Genomic DNA, 17,212 nt, shown 5'->3' on the forward strand with positions numbered 1-17,212 from the left:
AATAGATTTTTATTTTTACTCTACAATGACCTCATCTAAATAGAGTGATGCATTTTTATCTGGGTTTTTGAACCATATAGGGGTAATGTGTCCTGTAGGATTTTTTCGTCTATTTTCTCCTATGACACGGATATATCTAGCTTTGATTCCACGAGGGTAACATGTCACTACTCGCATATCGTTTTCTCTATTCTCTGCAGGGTACATCTCTTCGAATATGTTTTTGAATTCTTGTCCGTCTAAGGATATATGGTAGGATACTGATATTGGTTCGAAGATAGATCTCATAGGTCGAATAAGCCAATTGGTTGAGATTGCGTTTATAGTTTTATCTTCTTGCAAGTCAATAGTGAAGTCGATATTTTCTTTCTCTATTGCAATAAACTCATTAAGAATACCATCTACTAGACAATTTTCTTTCCCTTTTCCTTTATCAACGGAATATGGATATTTAAACTCGACCTTAGCCATAATGGCTTTATGGCTATTGATGGTTTTTTCATAAACAAAAGAAGAGGGCTTCTTCTTATCATCCTCAATTTTAGCTTTTATATGTGTTATTTTATTGATTGGAATTGGCTTAATATATTTGAGAGAATTGTGATTTGGCATTGAACCATCTAATGTGTATCTCATCGGTTTATTCGCATCATTAGACAGAATAAGCAGATGTTTCCCGTGAATTGATTTGGTTGAATTAAAATCTATTCTTTCGGCTAACTCACCTTGTCTAATATGATCTTTTGTGAGATATTCTCCCATCTTTTTTTGTCGATAATTGAAGTTATTCCACTCCTTATTTTCTAAACCACACCATGCATTCTCAGCAATTGCAAAAAGCCTTGGGAAAAGTTGATAGGTTAGTTCATCGAAAGATTTAATTTCGAATGTCCATAATAGAGCTGTAATACCATCAATGTGTTCCTCTTTAAGGTTGGTGTGGTATTTGTTAGGCTTGTATTCGTAGATATCTCTCAATGTTAACAACCCCCTTTCCATAGGAGTGTGTATGTGATTCTGTGGAATTTTTAGTGAATGATATCTTTCAATACCAATTATAGTATGTAGATCTTTCTGAATGTTTTTAGTTATCATCTCAGAGTTCTGCCAAACCATAGATGTTGAGTTGTTGTTCTTAGCATATGAGTATACATTGTTCCATCCTAAAAGTTTTCTGTTTTTAGAGTTTAATAAAGTTTCAATATTGGAAAAGAAATAATTTTTTAGTTCGTCAGTAGAGTTTATATCATTATCCACCATATGTTGTAGGCAGTGGTCGCATAAGTCAGAATGATTTACTGTTTTTGTTCCTCCTCCTATATGGATATATTCACTTTCAAAAACATTCGTTATTTCATCAAAAATTATAGACCAGAATTCAAGTACATGAGGGCTTGTTAAGCAAGTTTGGTGATGGCGTTTGTTATGAGTATTTGTCGTGATCTTATTGCAAACTAAATATGGATATATTTCTTTGATTGGACCTTGTTTGTCATTAATTTCTACATGAGGTATGATTTCGACGTTTAATTTATTAGCATACCTAATTAATTGATACAGCTCCTCTTGTGTGTAATACCCACCGTACATCCTATCTTCTCGGATATATTTAGAAGGAAGTTTTCCTTTTTCGTATATGCGAATTTTTCTCCATGCTATTTTTTCTACTAACAGAGGGTGAGACTTAATCTCCATTCTCCATGCAGAGGCATTGAAGATACCTAAGGTTAGCTTATTCATTTTTAAGCGTGACATAATACGGATTACTTCTTTGAGTTGTTCGATATCAAAGTAGTGATTGCAAACATCTAAGAATAAGCCACGATGTTTGTATCTAGGATAATCTACAATATTAACTTTCTTGAATTGAACTGTACTGTTATCATCGTTTATATGGATAAGCTGAGCTAGTGTCTGAATTCCATATAGTATTCCTGTGGGTTTAGATGATTGAATAACTATACCTTTTTCGGTAATAGAAAGTTGATACCCTTCACCTCTATTGTCTTTTTTATTTGTTAGAATAAATCTGATATTAGTCGCTTTATTTGATCTCTCTGTTTGGGATTTTATATTGAAATCTCGTTCTAAAATGTTGGAAGCAGTTCTCTCCACACCTTTGAGTAAAGCAGTGTTGCTTGATATTGTTACGTTTCTACTTGTGATGTAGTATCCACTGTCTTCCGCGATATTCTTTACTTTGGGAAAAATGTTGTATTCCTCTTTATTGACGTTGCCAGTGTTACAACAACTCAATAAAACTGTAAGAGATAGAAGAGCCGCAAATTTAAATATTGTCCACTTCATAATTAGTATTGTGTTCAGAATTTAGTAAGTACACAATGATAGTTATATAAATTGTTGCTTCAGTGACTATAATTACCTCTTATTGGACCACTTTATGTAAAAAAACTATTTTTAGACATGAACCATACAGGTTAAAACATAGACAGTTGTTATATGGTATCGTAGCATTGGATAGCCACTTTCTTATTAGAATGTCGGAAGATTTTTTACTTGAATGCCGGAAGGTGTTTTTGTACAGATTTATTGCTATCTCGGTAGTGTTATTGATCTTGTTTATGTTGAAGTCTCTATCGTGATAAGTAATTTTGTTTAAGTGTAACGTTTGTTGGTTTATGACGTAATTTGGTATTCACCCTTCGTGTTAAAGATGTCGAGCTATACTGTTCTTGGGTAAAGCAAAATAGGCTCCCTTATAAATATAAGAGAGCCTATTTGTGCATTTTGTCTATATCGTTGAGATATTATATTCTCATGATGAAGTCAACAAGGTTGATTTCAGGAGTAATATCTAGTTTTTTACGTAATCTATTTCTTCGTTTATTCACCGAAGTAGGGTTGATATTAAGAATCTTACTTATCTCTTTTGAAGATAGGTTTATTCTTAAATATGCACACAACTTCAATTCATCTTGCGTAAGTCCTGGATATAGTTCTTTTAATCGTCTAAAGAAGCCTTCATGTACACTTTCGAAGTGTAGCTTGAAGTTATCCCAATCTTTGTCAAGATTAATAAATTCATTGATCTCACGAACAATCTTATGAAGGTCATCAATGTTTCTATTCTTGGCTCTAATATACTCTTTCAGCTTATCTTGAACATTGATCAATGCATTGTTCTTATTCAAAAGGTGGATAGAGTGTGTTGATAATTGTTGCTGTTTATGTTTTAGATCATTTTGAAGCTTTATCTTCTCTAAATTATTCAATTTAGCTGTCGCTTGAGCTGATTCATTCTCTGCAATTAATCGTCTATTCTCATTCATCTTAAGTTCATTTTCATGTCTTAAGATTTCACTTGTCTGTTTTGATGTCCTTACTCTATAGTGAGTAAGAGTTAGTGCCAATAGTAATAGAAGAATAAGAATGATGAGAATCGAAATGGTTAAAACATTAAAGAAACGTTTTTGTTGGCTCTCTTTCTCTGTTTCAATCATCATTTTCTTCAGCTGTTCATCTTTTTTAGAGATCTCTAATTGAACTTTCAATTTCAACTGTTCGCTTATCTGTTGCTCATTCATCTGTTTGTCTTGAAGAATGTATGCAACATGAAAAGCATTGGATGCTTCTTTAAGTTTTCCTTTATCCGTAAAAATACGGCCCATGGTGGCATGCGCGGAAATTAGCTCTTTACTGTTTTCATGAGATGATAAGTATCTTACAGCTTCTTGAAAACGACCTATAGCTAAATCATAATCTTTTTTCCAAAAGTAAACTAATCCATAGTAGTAATTAATACGTCCAATCCAAATCCTATTCTTAGATTCATTTTTGATAAGTAATAAACTCTTCTTTAGAAAACTATTGGCAAAAGAGAACATTCTCTCTTCCGTGTATAGTTGTCCAATATCTGCATAGTTATTACCTAGCCCAACAGAATCACCAATTGCTTGATAGATCGTTTCCGCTTTTCTGAAATAAGATAATGCTTTGTGTATTTTATGATTCTCGCGATAGATATTACCGAGTCTATTCAACAAATCTGCAGAAGAGTTTTGATCTCCTACATCTTCGAATAATCCTAAGCTCTCGAAACTACATTCGTACGCTTTATCTAGATCATGAATCTTAAGGTATAGATCACCAAGTTTCCGCAGAAGAACAGCTTGTCTTTGTGGCTGATCTTTAGGAATCGCTTTTACACCTTTTTCGATAAAAGTAATTGCTAATATATCATTGTATTCACTTTCAAAAAGTTTACCTAAGCGAATGCATCCTTTAATATACTCTTCGTTTGAAACCTTTCGGCGTTGTCCTAAATATTCAAGACAATATTCATATGCTTCACCATAATTGTTTGCTTCAAGCGCATCTCTACTAAGCATGAACAATGACTCGTCATCATAATTGTTGTACGAGATAGTCTCATGGCTTTGAGCAAAACCAAAGGAGGCATAAAAAATAATAGATAGTATAAGGTAAAGTTTCGATCTCATATATCTTACAACTTTTGTTTCTAATAGTTTGTTTACTAAGTTCGAAATTAAATTATTCGTAACCTGTAATAAACTGATCTGGATGATAACCTACCACTCCTTGATCGTGATACCACTTTTTAATTCGTTCTAAATCATTGTTCACATCTTTTGTGATTTCAAATGGAATATCAAAACGCAACTCCTTCTTTTGAAAATCAAAATAACCTATATATACAGGTACTTTTGCTAATCTAGCTATGGCGTGAAATCCACCTTTCCATTGAGTTGTTGCCTTTCGAGTTCCTTCTGGTGTAAGCGCTAGCTGAAGAGAATCCCGTTCGTTAAATGTTTTTACGATCTGTTTAAGGGAATTTGACCCCTTTTTTCTATCCAATGGGAGTGCTCCCATCCACCTAATAATAGGTCCTAAAGGAAAAACAAAAAACTCAGATCGAATCATTACGTTTGGATTCTTTCCTAATGTATTATATCCAACCCAACCAATAACAAAGTCCCATAAACTTGTATGAGGAGCACCTATAATAATACATTTATTGTCTTCCACTTTTGATCCTACAACTTTCCAACCCGAAATACGAATCAATAATTTACAAAAAGAACGTTTCATCATTTAATTTTCTTTCGTGTATAGCTCGTCTAATTTTTCTGTAATCAATGACGAGAAATAATCTTATTATTTCACTATTTAACAATGAAAGTAATAATTTTATCTGTGAATCGCTAAAGTGATTCTTTACACTATTGCAAAATAAAACATAATTTTTTTACGAATGCATTTTAATAACCTTTTTTTTCTCTTTTTCTTAATTTTATGTCAAGTAAATATATAAACATACATACACATTCGAATCTTAGTAGTGATCAGACGAATATTATTTCGATATATAGTCATTCCATTGGTGATAGTCGATGTATTACAAGAGGATATTATTCTATCGGGGTTCATCCATGGGATGTAGAATCACTCTCTATTGAAGCAGTGGAGCAAAAGATAATGGCTTATTTACAGGATGAGCGTTGTGTTGCTATTGGTGAAATAGGTCTTGATTACCATCGTAACTTGGATCATGATCTTCAGCGAAAAGTCTTTGGCGTACAACTACGGTTGGCAAATAAATGTCATAAGCCAGTAATACTTCATGTCGTAAAGAGTTATCATGATATATTGAGTTATTGGAAAGAAAATCAGGGGGTTTGGATATTTCATGCTTTTCAAGGAAGTGAAGAATTTATGTTACGATTTATAGATGCTCCTGTCTATTTTTCGTTAGGAATAAGAGAGGTTAATCGTTTGAAAAAGATGAACTTGATTCACCTGATACCATTGGATAAGCTCTTTTTGGAGACCGATGATAAGGGGGATACGATTGAAGAAGTCTATGCACATTTCTGTGTGAATAGTGGTTATCCTTTGGAGATGATAAAAAAGTGTATATTTGGCAACTTTTGTAAGGTATTTAAAGATGTCAAATATTAGATAATAAACTTTTAGAGTAAAATGAATTGGTTTAGAAGAACTGAGATTCTTGTTGGAGATAAAGCAATGCAAGATCTTAGAGATGCGCATGTTATTGTGATTGGTCTTGGTGGTGTTGGTGCATATGCCGCTGAATCTATTTGTAGAGCTGGGGTAGGACGAATGACATTAGTGGATGGAGATACTGTGGATGAGAGCAATCGTAACAGGCAATTGCCTGCATTATTATCTACTAATGGAAAGCCTAAAGCTGAAGTTTTAAGGGATCGGTTTATCGATATTAATCCTGAAATAGTGATAACTGTTGTAAATCGTTTTATTAGGGATGATCAAACAGTAGAACTTCTTGAGTCTGGTAATTATGATTGTGTGGTTGACTGTATTGATACGCTTTCACCTAAGGTTAATTTATTACGACATTGTGTAGAGCGTGGTATTCCGATTGTCAGTTCTATGGGAGCTGGAGGGAAGTTTGATCCTACACAAATAGAAATCGTTGATATTAGTGAAAGTTATAACTGCAAATTAGCAAGACAAGTGAGAAAACGTCTAGGGAAATTCAATATTCGTCAAGGAATCCCAGTTGTGTTTTCACCTGAAGAGGTCGAGATTTCAAAAGTGATTGAAGAAAAGGGTCAGAATAAAGCTTCTGTTGTTGGTACAATATCATATATGCCTCCTGCCTTTGGGTGTGCGGTGGCCTCTATTGTATTACGCAAACTACTAAACAAGGTATAAATAAAGGGACTCTCACATGTGAGGTCCCTTTTACTTAAAAATGATGGAAAAACAAAACCATCGTAGATTAACCTATAAAACGTTTGCAAGATATGAAAAAAGTGTTCAATATGAAATGAATATTGTTAAAAAACATATACTTTATCGTTGATTTTATATTTGCTTCATTTTAACCTCATATCATTGTTACTTATAGATTCTCTTTCCTGAATCTTTATCTCACAGAAACTAAATATATTTCTGTGAGATATCTATTTCTGATATTACATGTTTAACACGTCTGTATTATTTGATCCGAAATCTTAGGGCATGATTGTCCCATATCGTATCATCTTTTTTCTAGTCCTTAAATCGATGAAGTACAATATGATACAAAATGAACTGTACGTCTTATTTTAAGATAGATATGTCCTAATTTTAATGTGAGTAGGAAAGTAATACCTGTAACAGTAAACTTGTCTAGTGAAAAAAATTATTTTTGTATTATATAGAGATTACGAATTCTTGAAACTGACATACAAATATAATGGCTAAAAAATACAGACCTTTAAATTCAGTCTTGGTGAAACCTACTGGACCAGACTGTAATCTTAACTGCACATATTGTTTCTATTTAGAGAAAGCAGAACTCTTTAAAGAACAGAAAATACATCGAATGTCTGATGAAACACTTGAGGAGATGGTTCGTCAAGTAATGCAACAGTCTGGTGAGGCTGTCTCTTTTGGATGGCAAGGAGGTGAACCTACACAAATGGGGGTTGACTTTTTCCAAAAAGCAATTGATTTTGAGATGAAATATGGTCATGGACAATCTGTTGGAAATGGATTACAAACTAATGGTCTTTTGTTAAATGAGGACTGGGCTAGGTTTCTAAAGAAATATGATTGGCTTGTTGGATTATCTTTGGATGGTCCACAGCATATCCATGATAAGTATCGATTTGATCGTGCTGGTAAGGGAACATGGGAAAGAGTTGAGCGAAATGCTAAAATGCTTCTTGAGGCAGGTGTGTCGGTTAATGCGATGTGTTGTATTACCGATTATTCATCACAGTATGCTGAAGAGTTGTACAACTATTATAAGAATATGGGATTAACTTTTATGCAGTTTATCCCAGTCGTTGAGACCGATAAAAATGATCCTACTTTAGCTGCACCTTTCTCTTTAGATCCTGTTGACTATGGACATTTTATGATTAAGCTTTTTGACCTGTGGATTAATGACTTTAAAGATGGTCAACCTACTACATCAATTCGTTTCTTTGAATCAATATTTCATGCCTATGTAGGTATGGAGCCACCTGAGTGTGGGTTGATGAAAGAGTGTGGTGCATATGTTGTTGTTGAGCATAATGGAAATGTCTATTCTTGTGATTTCTTTGTGGAACCGAAATTTAAGTTAGGTAATATTAAGCATGATCGTGTGATTAATATGTTGAATTCAAAGAGACAGCAATCCTTTGGTGCAGCAAAAGCAAATGTTCCTAGAAAATGTAAAATGTGTGAGTGGTACACGAAATGTTATGGCGGATGTACCAAAGATCGTATTAAAGATCCAGCGGATAACAAACAGCCACGTTTTTGTACTGCATACAAGATGATCTTTAAGCATGTTGATCCTGTGATGAAATCTTTGGCTGCTCAGTGGAAAGAGCAGCAGGCTCAGTTTCAGAAGTCTCAACAAAGTGGTGGTACTTATAATGCTTTTGAAGATTTTGTGAAATAAGTTTTGTGATGGTGTTTATAAACGGATAGACTGTTTTTGTAAACATAGTCTTAATGGGGATTTGCTCTAGTGTATTTGAGGCTAGAGTAAATCCCCATTCTTTGTTTCGAGATGAACATGGAATCTTTGTATTTTTCTGGTTAGCTATTGGATAGAACCATTTGTGTTTCTGTAATACGGCATGTGCTACGTTTCTTTTTACGTACAAACTCTATTTTTTAATGAAAAAACTTACCTTTGCGTAAAATTTTGTGTAAGAAAACATTAAACTATAATTATAAATGGCACTACAATGTGGTATCGTGGGTCTTCCAAATGTAGGAAAGTCCACTCTTTTTAATTGCCTTTCTAATGCGAAAGCACAGTCTGCAAATTTTCCATTCTGTACGATAGAACCAAATGTTGGTGTGATTACAGTTCCAGACGATCGATTGATAAAACTAGAAGAGCTTGTAAAACCTGAAAGAGTTCAGCCTGCAACAGTTGAGATTGTTGATATTGCTGGTTTGGTGAAGGGTGCAAGTAAAGGCGAAGGTCTAGGAAATAAGTTCCTTTCAAATATTAGAGAAACAGATGCAATTATCCATGTGGTTCGTTGTTTTGAAGATGATAATATTACGCACGTAGATGGATCTATTGACCCAGTACGTGATAAAGAGGTAATTGACACAGAACTTCAGTTGAAGGATCTTGAGACTGTGGAGACTCGTCTGTTGAAAGCACAGAAGATGGCTAAAACAGGGAAAGATGCAGCTGCAATTCGTTTGGTAGGTATTTTAGAAAGATATAGAGATACGCTTCTTCAAGGTAAATCAGCTCGTGTAGTTGAATTATCAGAACAGGAAGAAGAAGTGACAAAAGATCTTTATCTTTTGACGACGAAGCCTATTTTATATGTTTGTAATGTTGATGAGGCTTCTCTACGTAATGGAAATCCACATATTGATGCGTTCAAAAATGCTGTTAAAGAAGAAAATGCTGAAGTGTTGATTCTTGCCGCTGCAATTGAGGCTGATATTGCTGAATTAGAGACTTATGAAGAGCGTGAAATGTTCTTGGATGATCTTGGTATCGAAGAGCCTGGTGTTGCTAACTTGATTCGTTCTGCTTATAAATTGTTATGTCTTGAGACCTATTTTACAGCTGGAGTAAAAGAAGTTCGTGCATGGACTTACCCTAAAGGAGCTACAGCACCACAAGCTGCAGGGGTTATCCACTCTGACTTTGAGAAAGGATTTATTCGTGCAGAGGTAATCAAATATGTTGATTATGTTGAGCTAAAGTCCGAAGCTGCATGTAAAGACAAAGGTAAAATGTCGATTGAAGGTAAGGAGTATATTGTACAAGATGGAGATATTATGCATTTCCGTTTCAATGTATAATCTCACTTTAATAGATATAAAAAAGTCGTATTCAATATCATGAATACGACTTTTTTTATTAAATGTTTACCAGTACATCCTTAATGATCTCAATAGCTTCACGTAATTGTGCCTCATTAATAACAAGTGGCGGTGTAAAACGAATATTATAATCATGGGTAGGTTTTGCTAATATACCTCTATCTTTCAACTCTAAACAGAGGTCCCAAGCACTTTTAGGGGAGGCTGCATCAATTTCTATTGCATTAAGAAGTCCTTTTCCACGAACCTCTTTGATATATCTCGATGGTATGTGTTTCATCTCTTCTCTGAAGATTTTACCTAATAGTTCACTATTGGTGATAAGATCTTCATCTTCAATGATTTTAAGTGCTTCGACTGCAACTACAGCAGCTAATGGGTTGCCTCCATATGTTGATCCATGCTCGCCAGGTCGTATTGTAAGCATAATCTCATCATCTGCTAGTACACAAGATACAGGAAGCATTCCTCCAGAGATTGCTTTTCCTAAGACAAGGATATCTGGTCGTACACCTTCGTGATCGCAAGCAAGCATTCTACCTGTACGGCCTAGTCCTGTTTGCACTTCATCGGCTACAAGTAAGCAGTTGTGTCTTTTACAAAGTAATGAAGCATTGTGAATAAAACCATCATTGGGAACATATACTCCTGCTTCCGCTTGAATAGGTTCGATAAGTAAACCCGCAACAAGTGGATCTTTTAATACCTCTTCTAATGCATCAAGGTCATTATATGGAATTCGAATAAAACCAGGAGTATAGGGCCCGTAGCCACCATATGCAGAAGGATCGGATGACATCGAAACAATTGTGATTGTTCTTCCATGGAAGTTTCCATCACAGACTACTATCTTCGCTTCATTTTCAGGAATACCTTTAACTTCATATGCCCATTTTCGTAATAGTTTTAATGCCGTTTCGTCAGCTTCAGCTCCACTATTCATAGGGAGCATTTTATCGTACCCAAAAAGATTTGCAGTATATTTCTCCCACTCTCCTAATTGATCATTATAATAGGCTCTAGATGTAAGAGTTAGTTTTTGACACTGTTCTTGCATTACTTTTACTAGCCTTGGGTGACAGTGTCCTTGGTTGACAGCAGAATATGCTGCAAGAAAATCCATGTATTTGTTTCCTTCAACATCCCATACATAGATGCCCTCTCCTTTACTTAAAATAGCTGGTATAGGATGATAGTTATGGGCACCATAATGGTGTTCAAGGTCCATGTAGTAGTTCGAACTCTTTTTCATTGAATATAGATTAAAAAATTTGAATAGCTTGTCTATAAATTTACATTTTTTAATGCATTCATCCTTTAAAATCTATAATGTTGTTTAGCATTCACTTTAATAATTATCTATCATCTGCGTTTATACTTACAGTTCAATATTTAATACACTGTAATAAGATTCTCTCAAATTATTGTATCGTGATTACTGACAAAAGGGTCAAATCATGGTTTAATGAAATAGTATTCCATTAAATTGACAGTATGAAGTTTGATGATACTTGATCTGAATTGATTAAATTTTATTTCCACGATTAAGGTAATCTGTAGGGGTTAGCCCAAAGTGTTTTCTAAAATTAGAAGAGAAGTAGTTGGGGTTATTAAACCCTATTTTATCACTAATCTCAGTAATAGTATATTGTTCCGTTTTTAAGAGTTCTAACCCTTTCTGTATTCTGAATTTCATTACAAAACTACTTGTAGATTCCCCTGTGACACTCTTTAGTTTTATATGTAGATTTGATCGACTCATACCTGCGAGGTCAGCAAATGTATCTACCGAAAAATCTTTTCTGTGATAATTGCGTTGTAGGACCTTATTGATATTTTGAAGGAATTGCTGCTCTTTAGTTATGGGTTTTATGTTTTCGTCAGTACTCTCTCTTGTTTGAAAGATTTGTTTCATTTTTATATTTGTTCGCAAACTTCCAATAAGATATTCATAGAGCTTTTGTGATGAGAAAGGGGGAGAGATAATATGATCGACTCCTTTGCGTATGAATTCTATTTCACTATTCTCGTCTAAGTCGTTACATATGATGATTAATGGAATGGCTAAAAATTTGATATTTTGTTTTATCTTTTTACACAGCTCAATAGCTTTTGTCTTCTGTGGACTATTACATAGTATTAAAATGATATCGATCTCTTTTGATGTTAATTTATTCATTGACTCGACATCAGATGACGTAAAATGGATATTAAAATGATCTTTTAGTAATTGACCGTAGTTTTCTCGTAGCTTAATCTCTTGAGAAACAAATAGAAGGTCATAATGCCCATGGTCTTCAAGATATTTTTCAATCTTGATATCCTGGTCTTGAGGTCTATTTTCCTCTTTTTGACGAATGAATACTGTTGGTGTATCTTGGTTGTTTCTCTTTCTTAATGATATGTGTATTTTTATTTTTTTTCCAAAAAACAAGAATATAATGAACAAAATAGGCATAGCTACTCCCCACCATAACCTATTGGATTCATCTTTAATCTCGATATGTATTCTTGTTTTAATAAGAGGTAAAGAACTATTGTTCTGGGCTTTTATGTCAAGAGTATAATGGCCATCCTTTAGTTCAAAAAATGAAACTTCATGCTTTCCAGACTTAGGACTCCAATTTTTATTCTGGTTCAAAAGTTTATATTGATACTTTACTCTATGCGCATTGTAATTTTGAGTTGTGCTGAAATATGCTTTAATGTGATAATGATTTGATAGGAAAGTAATCTTTTCATTTGAGTGTAAGTTGTGAAATACTGTCGAATCGGTATGTTCTTTATTATATCCAATGAGTTTGTAAACGTTTAGTTTATTATTAGGATCTTTTTCTGCTTTTATAGGTTTAAACATCGTTATCCCATTTATTCCTCCAAATCCAATCGTACTATCTTTAAGTATAACACCACTATTGTTGATGAACTGGGTGTTAAGAATACCATCTTTTTTGGTGTAAAGATTTACTTCTTCTGTTTGTGTATTGTAAGAAACAACTCCTTCAGTGGTGGAGAACCATATATTATTTTTTTTATCAGATAGGATTGTATTTATCGTGCTACCGTTGTAAATCCGCAATGGTTTGGGAGTGTAAAATGATTTTGTTATTGGATCATAGCAGTTGATACCAGAATGTGTTCCTACCCATATTCTTCCATCATGGTCTTCTTGTATTGTTGAGACTCGATTGTCTGAAAGCTTTCCTTGTTTTTTTATTGTCGTAAATTTAAAGAAAAGATCTCGTGAAGAGTGAAAAAGATTAAGACCATTATAGGTGCCTATCCATATTCGTTCGTGTCTATCTTGAAAAAGAACAGATATTTGTTCTGAGGTAAGTCTATTTCCTTTTTTGTCTTGTGTGTGTGGTGTTACAGTTTCTTTTGCCAAATCAAATTCAACAAGTCCTTTCCATGTCCCCACCCAAATATGTTTGTTGTGGTCTATAAGTATGTCATAGATATGATTGTCAATAAGTCGATGCTTTGTTTTAGTGCTGATTTTTAGCCATCTGGATGTGTTTTGATTTAATATAGTTAAACCATTTGCATGGGTGCCTATAATTGAAAGAGAGTCATTGATTGATTTTATGGACTGAATATTATTATCAACCCTTTGTTGTCCTTTGGAATTTCTTTGCCTAAGAATTTTATTTTGAATGTCCCATTCGCAAATACCTTCATCTGAGGTTCCGATCCAAAGATTCTTATTCGAATCTAATTGTAGGCAGTTGACTAATTTACCAGGGATTTTAATATCTCTGTATGATATCCAATTATTCAATGTATGGAAGGGAAGGTCTGATGGTTGATGATAATTGACACCACCGAAATATGTTCCTAGCCAAGCTCCTTTGTTGGAGTGATCAATAAAGATGGAGTGAATCGAGTTATGGCTAAGAGAGAATGGGTCAACCTTATTTTCTGAAATAACTTGTATCTCTTTGGAGAGGGTGTTATAGATGGATAAACCCTTAAATGTGCCTATCCAAAGTTTGTTTTTATCATAGAAAGCTAGATCTCTTGTTTTATTACTTGGAAGTTGGTCTACTTTATAAAGAATATTAAAGTTTAAGTCCGTCTGAATTACTCCTAACTTTTCGGTTGCGATCCAAAAATGTTTTTGATTGGGAGAGAGAATTATTTTGTTAATGTGGAGCCCTTCAAGTATTGGTTTGGCATTAATGATTTTACGTTGTATTAGATCTAAAATAAAGATGCCGAATTCAGTATATACAACTGCACGATCTTTAAAAGAGAGTACTCCTTTAATATGATTATATTGAATGCTTTTATTTTTAATATGGATCTTTCTGAATGTACTTTTTGTTTGTTTTTTTCTGTATACATCACCATTATATCTAAAACACCATAAACTGAGCTCTGTGTCCTGTGTCATTGCTGAGACATATTTCTTTAGACTATTGGTTTTTAGTTCATATTGGATAAAATTATCTGATAAGGGGGTGTATTGAGATACACCATTATCTGTCATGATCCACAGCTTATTGCTATTATCTTCAAAAATATTATGAATGAAGTTTGATCCAATAGAGGTTGAGTCTTTAGAAATATGTAGATATGGAATAATAGTATTTCCAATAATTCTATTTAGACCATTGTGTGTTCCAACCCATATATTTTGATTTTGGTCTTTAAAAATGGTTGAGATAGTATTGTTGGTGAGACCATTTTCTTTATCAAAATGTCTAAAGTTGTAATCATAAGTGAAAGCATGGCAATCTAATTTTAGCAGTAAGATTAGCGAAAATACTTGAATAAATAGATGTTTCATACGTCGTTCACATGAGTGTAGATACCATCTACGGTTAAAGAATAGATTCAAAAATGATCTTAGTTTATGGTGTTATTGAAGTGTAAATATATACAATGTTTTGTCTAGAATCATTCAGAATGTTGTAAATTAATAATGTTTGTTTAAATTGCTGTTCTATAGGTTGTTATGTTGGCTGCTGTGTGGTCCATTTTTATTTTGATTCAACATATCTATCAAATATTTCAACATATATCGTTATTCTTTATGGATATCTGAATTTCATTGATGATAGGATGATATACATTTGTTGGTGATGATGAAAGGGGGATTCGTTTAAACTCTCTATCTGTTGATACATTCAAGATAACTAACAAACATTTTATATGAAAACTAACATTTTTATTAGAAGGCCACTCTTCTTAATAATGCTAATTGCAACTATAGGCCTCTTTAGTTGTGAGGAGAAGCATGAATTGAGAGACGCAGGAGTGACACCTCAAATAAGTTATGATCTATCTACTAGTGATGCAAATGTTAATGCATCTATCATGACAATTACTAGTGATGGTACTAAATTTCAGACAGAGGCCTACACTTCAAATGAGCCAAAAACGAATTGTTTTATTACAAGTTATGTCTTGAAAAAAGCAATGCTTGGAGACCAAAACAAGTCAATTAATTTATTTAATTTGAACAAAGATAGTGGGGTAATAACTGTAGCGAAAGGAAATCACATCGATCCTGGGACTTATGTTTTAGAGATACAGGTAAATAGTTCAAGAAATTCAAGTATAATAAAAGACGCTTTTAAAATAGAAGTTGTTGAGACTGGTGCAATCTATAACAATCGTACCGCGTTTATTGGAAAGGACTTCCTTTCAGGAGTACCTGAGATAAAGGGTAATCTTACAAATGTCAAATTTAAGATTGAGGGGGATGCACACGGTTTTGTGATTGATGAAACCAGCGGTGAAGTCTCTTTAGAAGCTGCGAATGCATTGAAAGCTGGAGATTATGAATTGGACGTTAGGTTGATTTATGATGGAGGAGAGTTATCTTTTCCTAATGCAATCCAATTCGTTATTGAAAAAGAAATTATTGCACCATCAGCATTTTCTTATCCAGAAACGAATGTCGAAAAAGGATTAGCAATGTTAATTGACCCTATAATCACTGGTAATGACTTGACATTTGAATTTAAACAAACACCTCCAGCTGGTTTTGTTTTGAACGACAAAACAGGTGTTGTTTCTCTACCTTTAGGTCATACGCTTTCGGTTGGTGAGTATAATGTTGAAATTACAGCTTCAAATTCAAAGGGAACAGCCGATGCTGCAATCAAAGTGAATATTGTACACCCTATCCCGAAAGCACTTCAGTATGCGATAAATGAAGTTCGTATTGTTCAAGGTAGTGGATTTACTTCTGTTGAACCGACGATGACTAATAATGAGAATGTAACCTATGCTTTAACAGATAAGCAGTTTGCAATAAGTGATAAAGGAGTGATATCGCTAGCAGATGCAAACGGGGTTGCAGAGGGAGACTATGAATTAAATGTTGAAGTTACGTATCCGGGTGGCAAGGTAACTTTTGATAAAGCATATACTGTACATATCTCTTCAGGAGTTATTGCACCTACTGTGCTTACCTATTTAGAGACTACTGTTGTTCAAGGTGTAGAGACGGTAATTGTTCCTAATGTTGATGGTGTAGGAGTGACATTTAAGTCTAAGAATCCACTTCCTGCTGGGATAACATTAAATAAAGATAATGGAGTTATTACCTTGGGCCAGAATAATAGTATTGCTGTACAAGATCATGAAATTATCATTATAGGAGGTAATAGTAAAGGAGAACTAGAAGCATCGTTTACACTTCATGTGGAGTCTCAGCCTAGTGACTTTAGTTATGCAGTAAATGAAATTGTTACTGGAAACAAAGGATTTACAAGTGATATGCCTACAATTACAGATGGAATTGGAGTTGCTTTTTCGATTGACCAACAGGATAAGTTTATCGTTAATCCTACAAATGGTGAGGTAGGTGTTAAAGAAGGTGTTTATATTCCAGGTGGTGTCTATGATTTAACGGTAACTGCAGATAAAAGAGGATTTAAACTAACAACCTCATATAAAGTTACCATGTGGGAGGTTAAATATACACCAAATGTATTAGAAGGAACTACGTCAGATGCCTTAGAGGGGAATATTCCTGACATTGTTGAAGGTCCATCGGTTCCGGATAAAATTCTTCATGAAGTGAGAGGTGTTTACTATACTGGAACAATAAATGGTGTAGATTATAAAGATGTTCTCATTAAGGGTGGTGCTGCTAATTTTACTCCAGAGGTAAAAGAAATATCTACAGCATTAGATCTAGTGAAGAGTGGAAACAACTTTAATACTAATAAGTTTAGAGATTGGGTTGGAGTACCACCAGATGCTGCAGGAAAAGTAGGTAAAGGTATCTGGGATGGCAAAATAAAAGTTAAGTCAGGTAAACTAATTCCAGGTCACTACTCGATGGTGACAAGATTATGTGGTGATGGGGTAAAAGCAGAGATGCATCACACTATAGATATCGTAATAAAGTAAAAGAAATAAACAAATCTCTCTTCGAATTCGAAGA

At 34.0% G+C, this 17,212-nt stretch carries 10 protein-coding genes; 5 read left to right on the forward strand and 5 right to left on the reverse strand.

Annotated features, from left to right (window positions below; translation table 11 throughout):
* Nucleotides 1-15 precede the first annotated feature (15 nt).
* The 3 genes from K5X82_18115 to K5X82_18125 all read right to left on the reverse strand — a co-directional run bounded on the left by K5X82_18115 (nt 16) and on the right by K5X82_18125 (nt 5,073).
* A complete protein-coding gene (locus tag K5X82_18115; protein ID QZT37125.1) occupies nt 16-2,307 on the reverse strand; it encodes a family 20 glycosylhydrolase in 2,292 nt (763 codons plus the stop codon).
* 461 nt (nt 2,308-2,768) lie between these two features.
* Complete coding sequence (locus K5X82_18120) at nt 2,769-4,460, reverse strand: tetratricopeptide repeat protein (protein QZT37126.1); 1,692 nt, start codon at nt 4,458-4,460, stop codon at nt 2,769-2,771.
* 52 nt (nt 4,461-4,512) lie between these two features.
* Entirely contained in the window at nt 4,513-5,073 is a 561-nt protein-coding gene (locus tag K5X82_18125) for a 1-acyl-sn-glycerol-3-phosphate acyltransferase (GenBank protein ID QZT37127.1), read from the reverse strand.
* A gap of 201 nt (nt 5,074-5,274) precedes the next feature.
* Here K5X82_18125 and K5X82_18130 point away from each other — a divergent pair, with 201 nt between their 5' ends.
* The 4 genes from K5X82_18130 (at nt 5,275) to ychF (ending at nt 9,786) form a co-directional block, all read left to right on the forward strand.
* A complete protein-coding gene (locus tag K5X82_18130) occupies nt 5,275-5,940 on the forward strand; it encodes a TatD family hydrolase (GenBank protein QZT37128.1) in 666 nt (221 codons plus the stop codon).
* A 21-nt stretch (nt 5,941-5,961) separates the two neighbouring features.
* Nucleotides 5,962-6,678 carry a tRNA threonylcarbamoyladenosine dehydratase gene (locus K5X82_18135; GenBank protein ID QZT37129.1) on the forward strand — a complete coding sequence of 239 codons (717 nt, stop codon included), beginning with the start codon at nt 5,962-5,964 and terminating at the stop codon, nt 6,676-6,678.
* 526 nt (nt 6,679-7,204) lie between these two features.
* Nucleotides 7,205-8,404 carry an anaerobic sulfatase maturase gene (locus K5X82_18140; GenBank protein ID QZT37130.1) on the forward strand — a complete coding sequence of 400 codons (1,200 nt, stop codon included), beginning with the start codon at nt 7,205-7,207 and terminating at the stop codon, nt 8,402-8,404.
* 281 nt (nt 8,405-8,685) lie between these two features.
* A complete protein-coding gene (gene ychF / locus K5X82_18145; protein ID QZT37131.1) occupies nt 8,686-9,786 on the forward strand; it encodes a redox-regulated ATPase YchF in 1,101 nt (366 codons plus the stop codon).
* A gap of 58 nt (nt 9,787-9,844) precedes the next feature.
* On the opposite strand, the gene rocD is transcribed toward ychF, so the two are convergent.
* On the reverse strand, nt 9,845-11,059 hold the full coding sequence (rocD, locus tag K5X82_18150; GenBank protein ID QZT37132.1) for an ornithine--oxo-acid transaminase: 1,215 nt from the start codon (nt 11,057-11,059) through the stop codon (nt 9,845-9,847).
* Nucleotides 11,060-11,332: 273 nt separating this feature from the next.
* A complete protein-coding gene (locus tag K5X82_18155) occupies nt 11,333-14,599 on the reverse strand; it encodes a helix-turn-helix domain-containing protein (GenBank protein ID QZT37133.1) in 3,267 nt (1,088 codons plus the stop codon).
* Nucleotides 14,600-14,964: 365 nt separating this feature from the next.
* Here K5X82_18155 and K5X82_18160 point away from each other — a divergent pair, with 365 nt between their 5' ends.
* On the forward strand, nt 14,965-17,178 hold the full coding sequence (locus K5X82_18160) for a DUF4958 family protein (GenBank protein QZT37134.1): 2,214 nt from the start codon (nt 14,965-14,967) through the stop codon (nt 17,176-17,178).
* Nucleotides 17,179-17,212: the final 34 nt, after the last annotated feature.

It is taken from the genome of Prolixibacteraceae bacterium, from assembly GCA_019856515.1.
Taxonomy (GTDB): Bacteria; Bacteroidota; Bacteroidia; order Bacteroidales; family Prolixibacteraceae; genus Halosquirtibacter; species Halosquirtibacter xylanolyticus.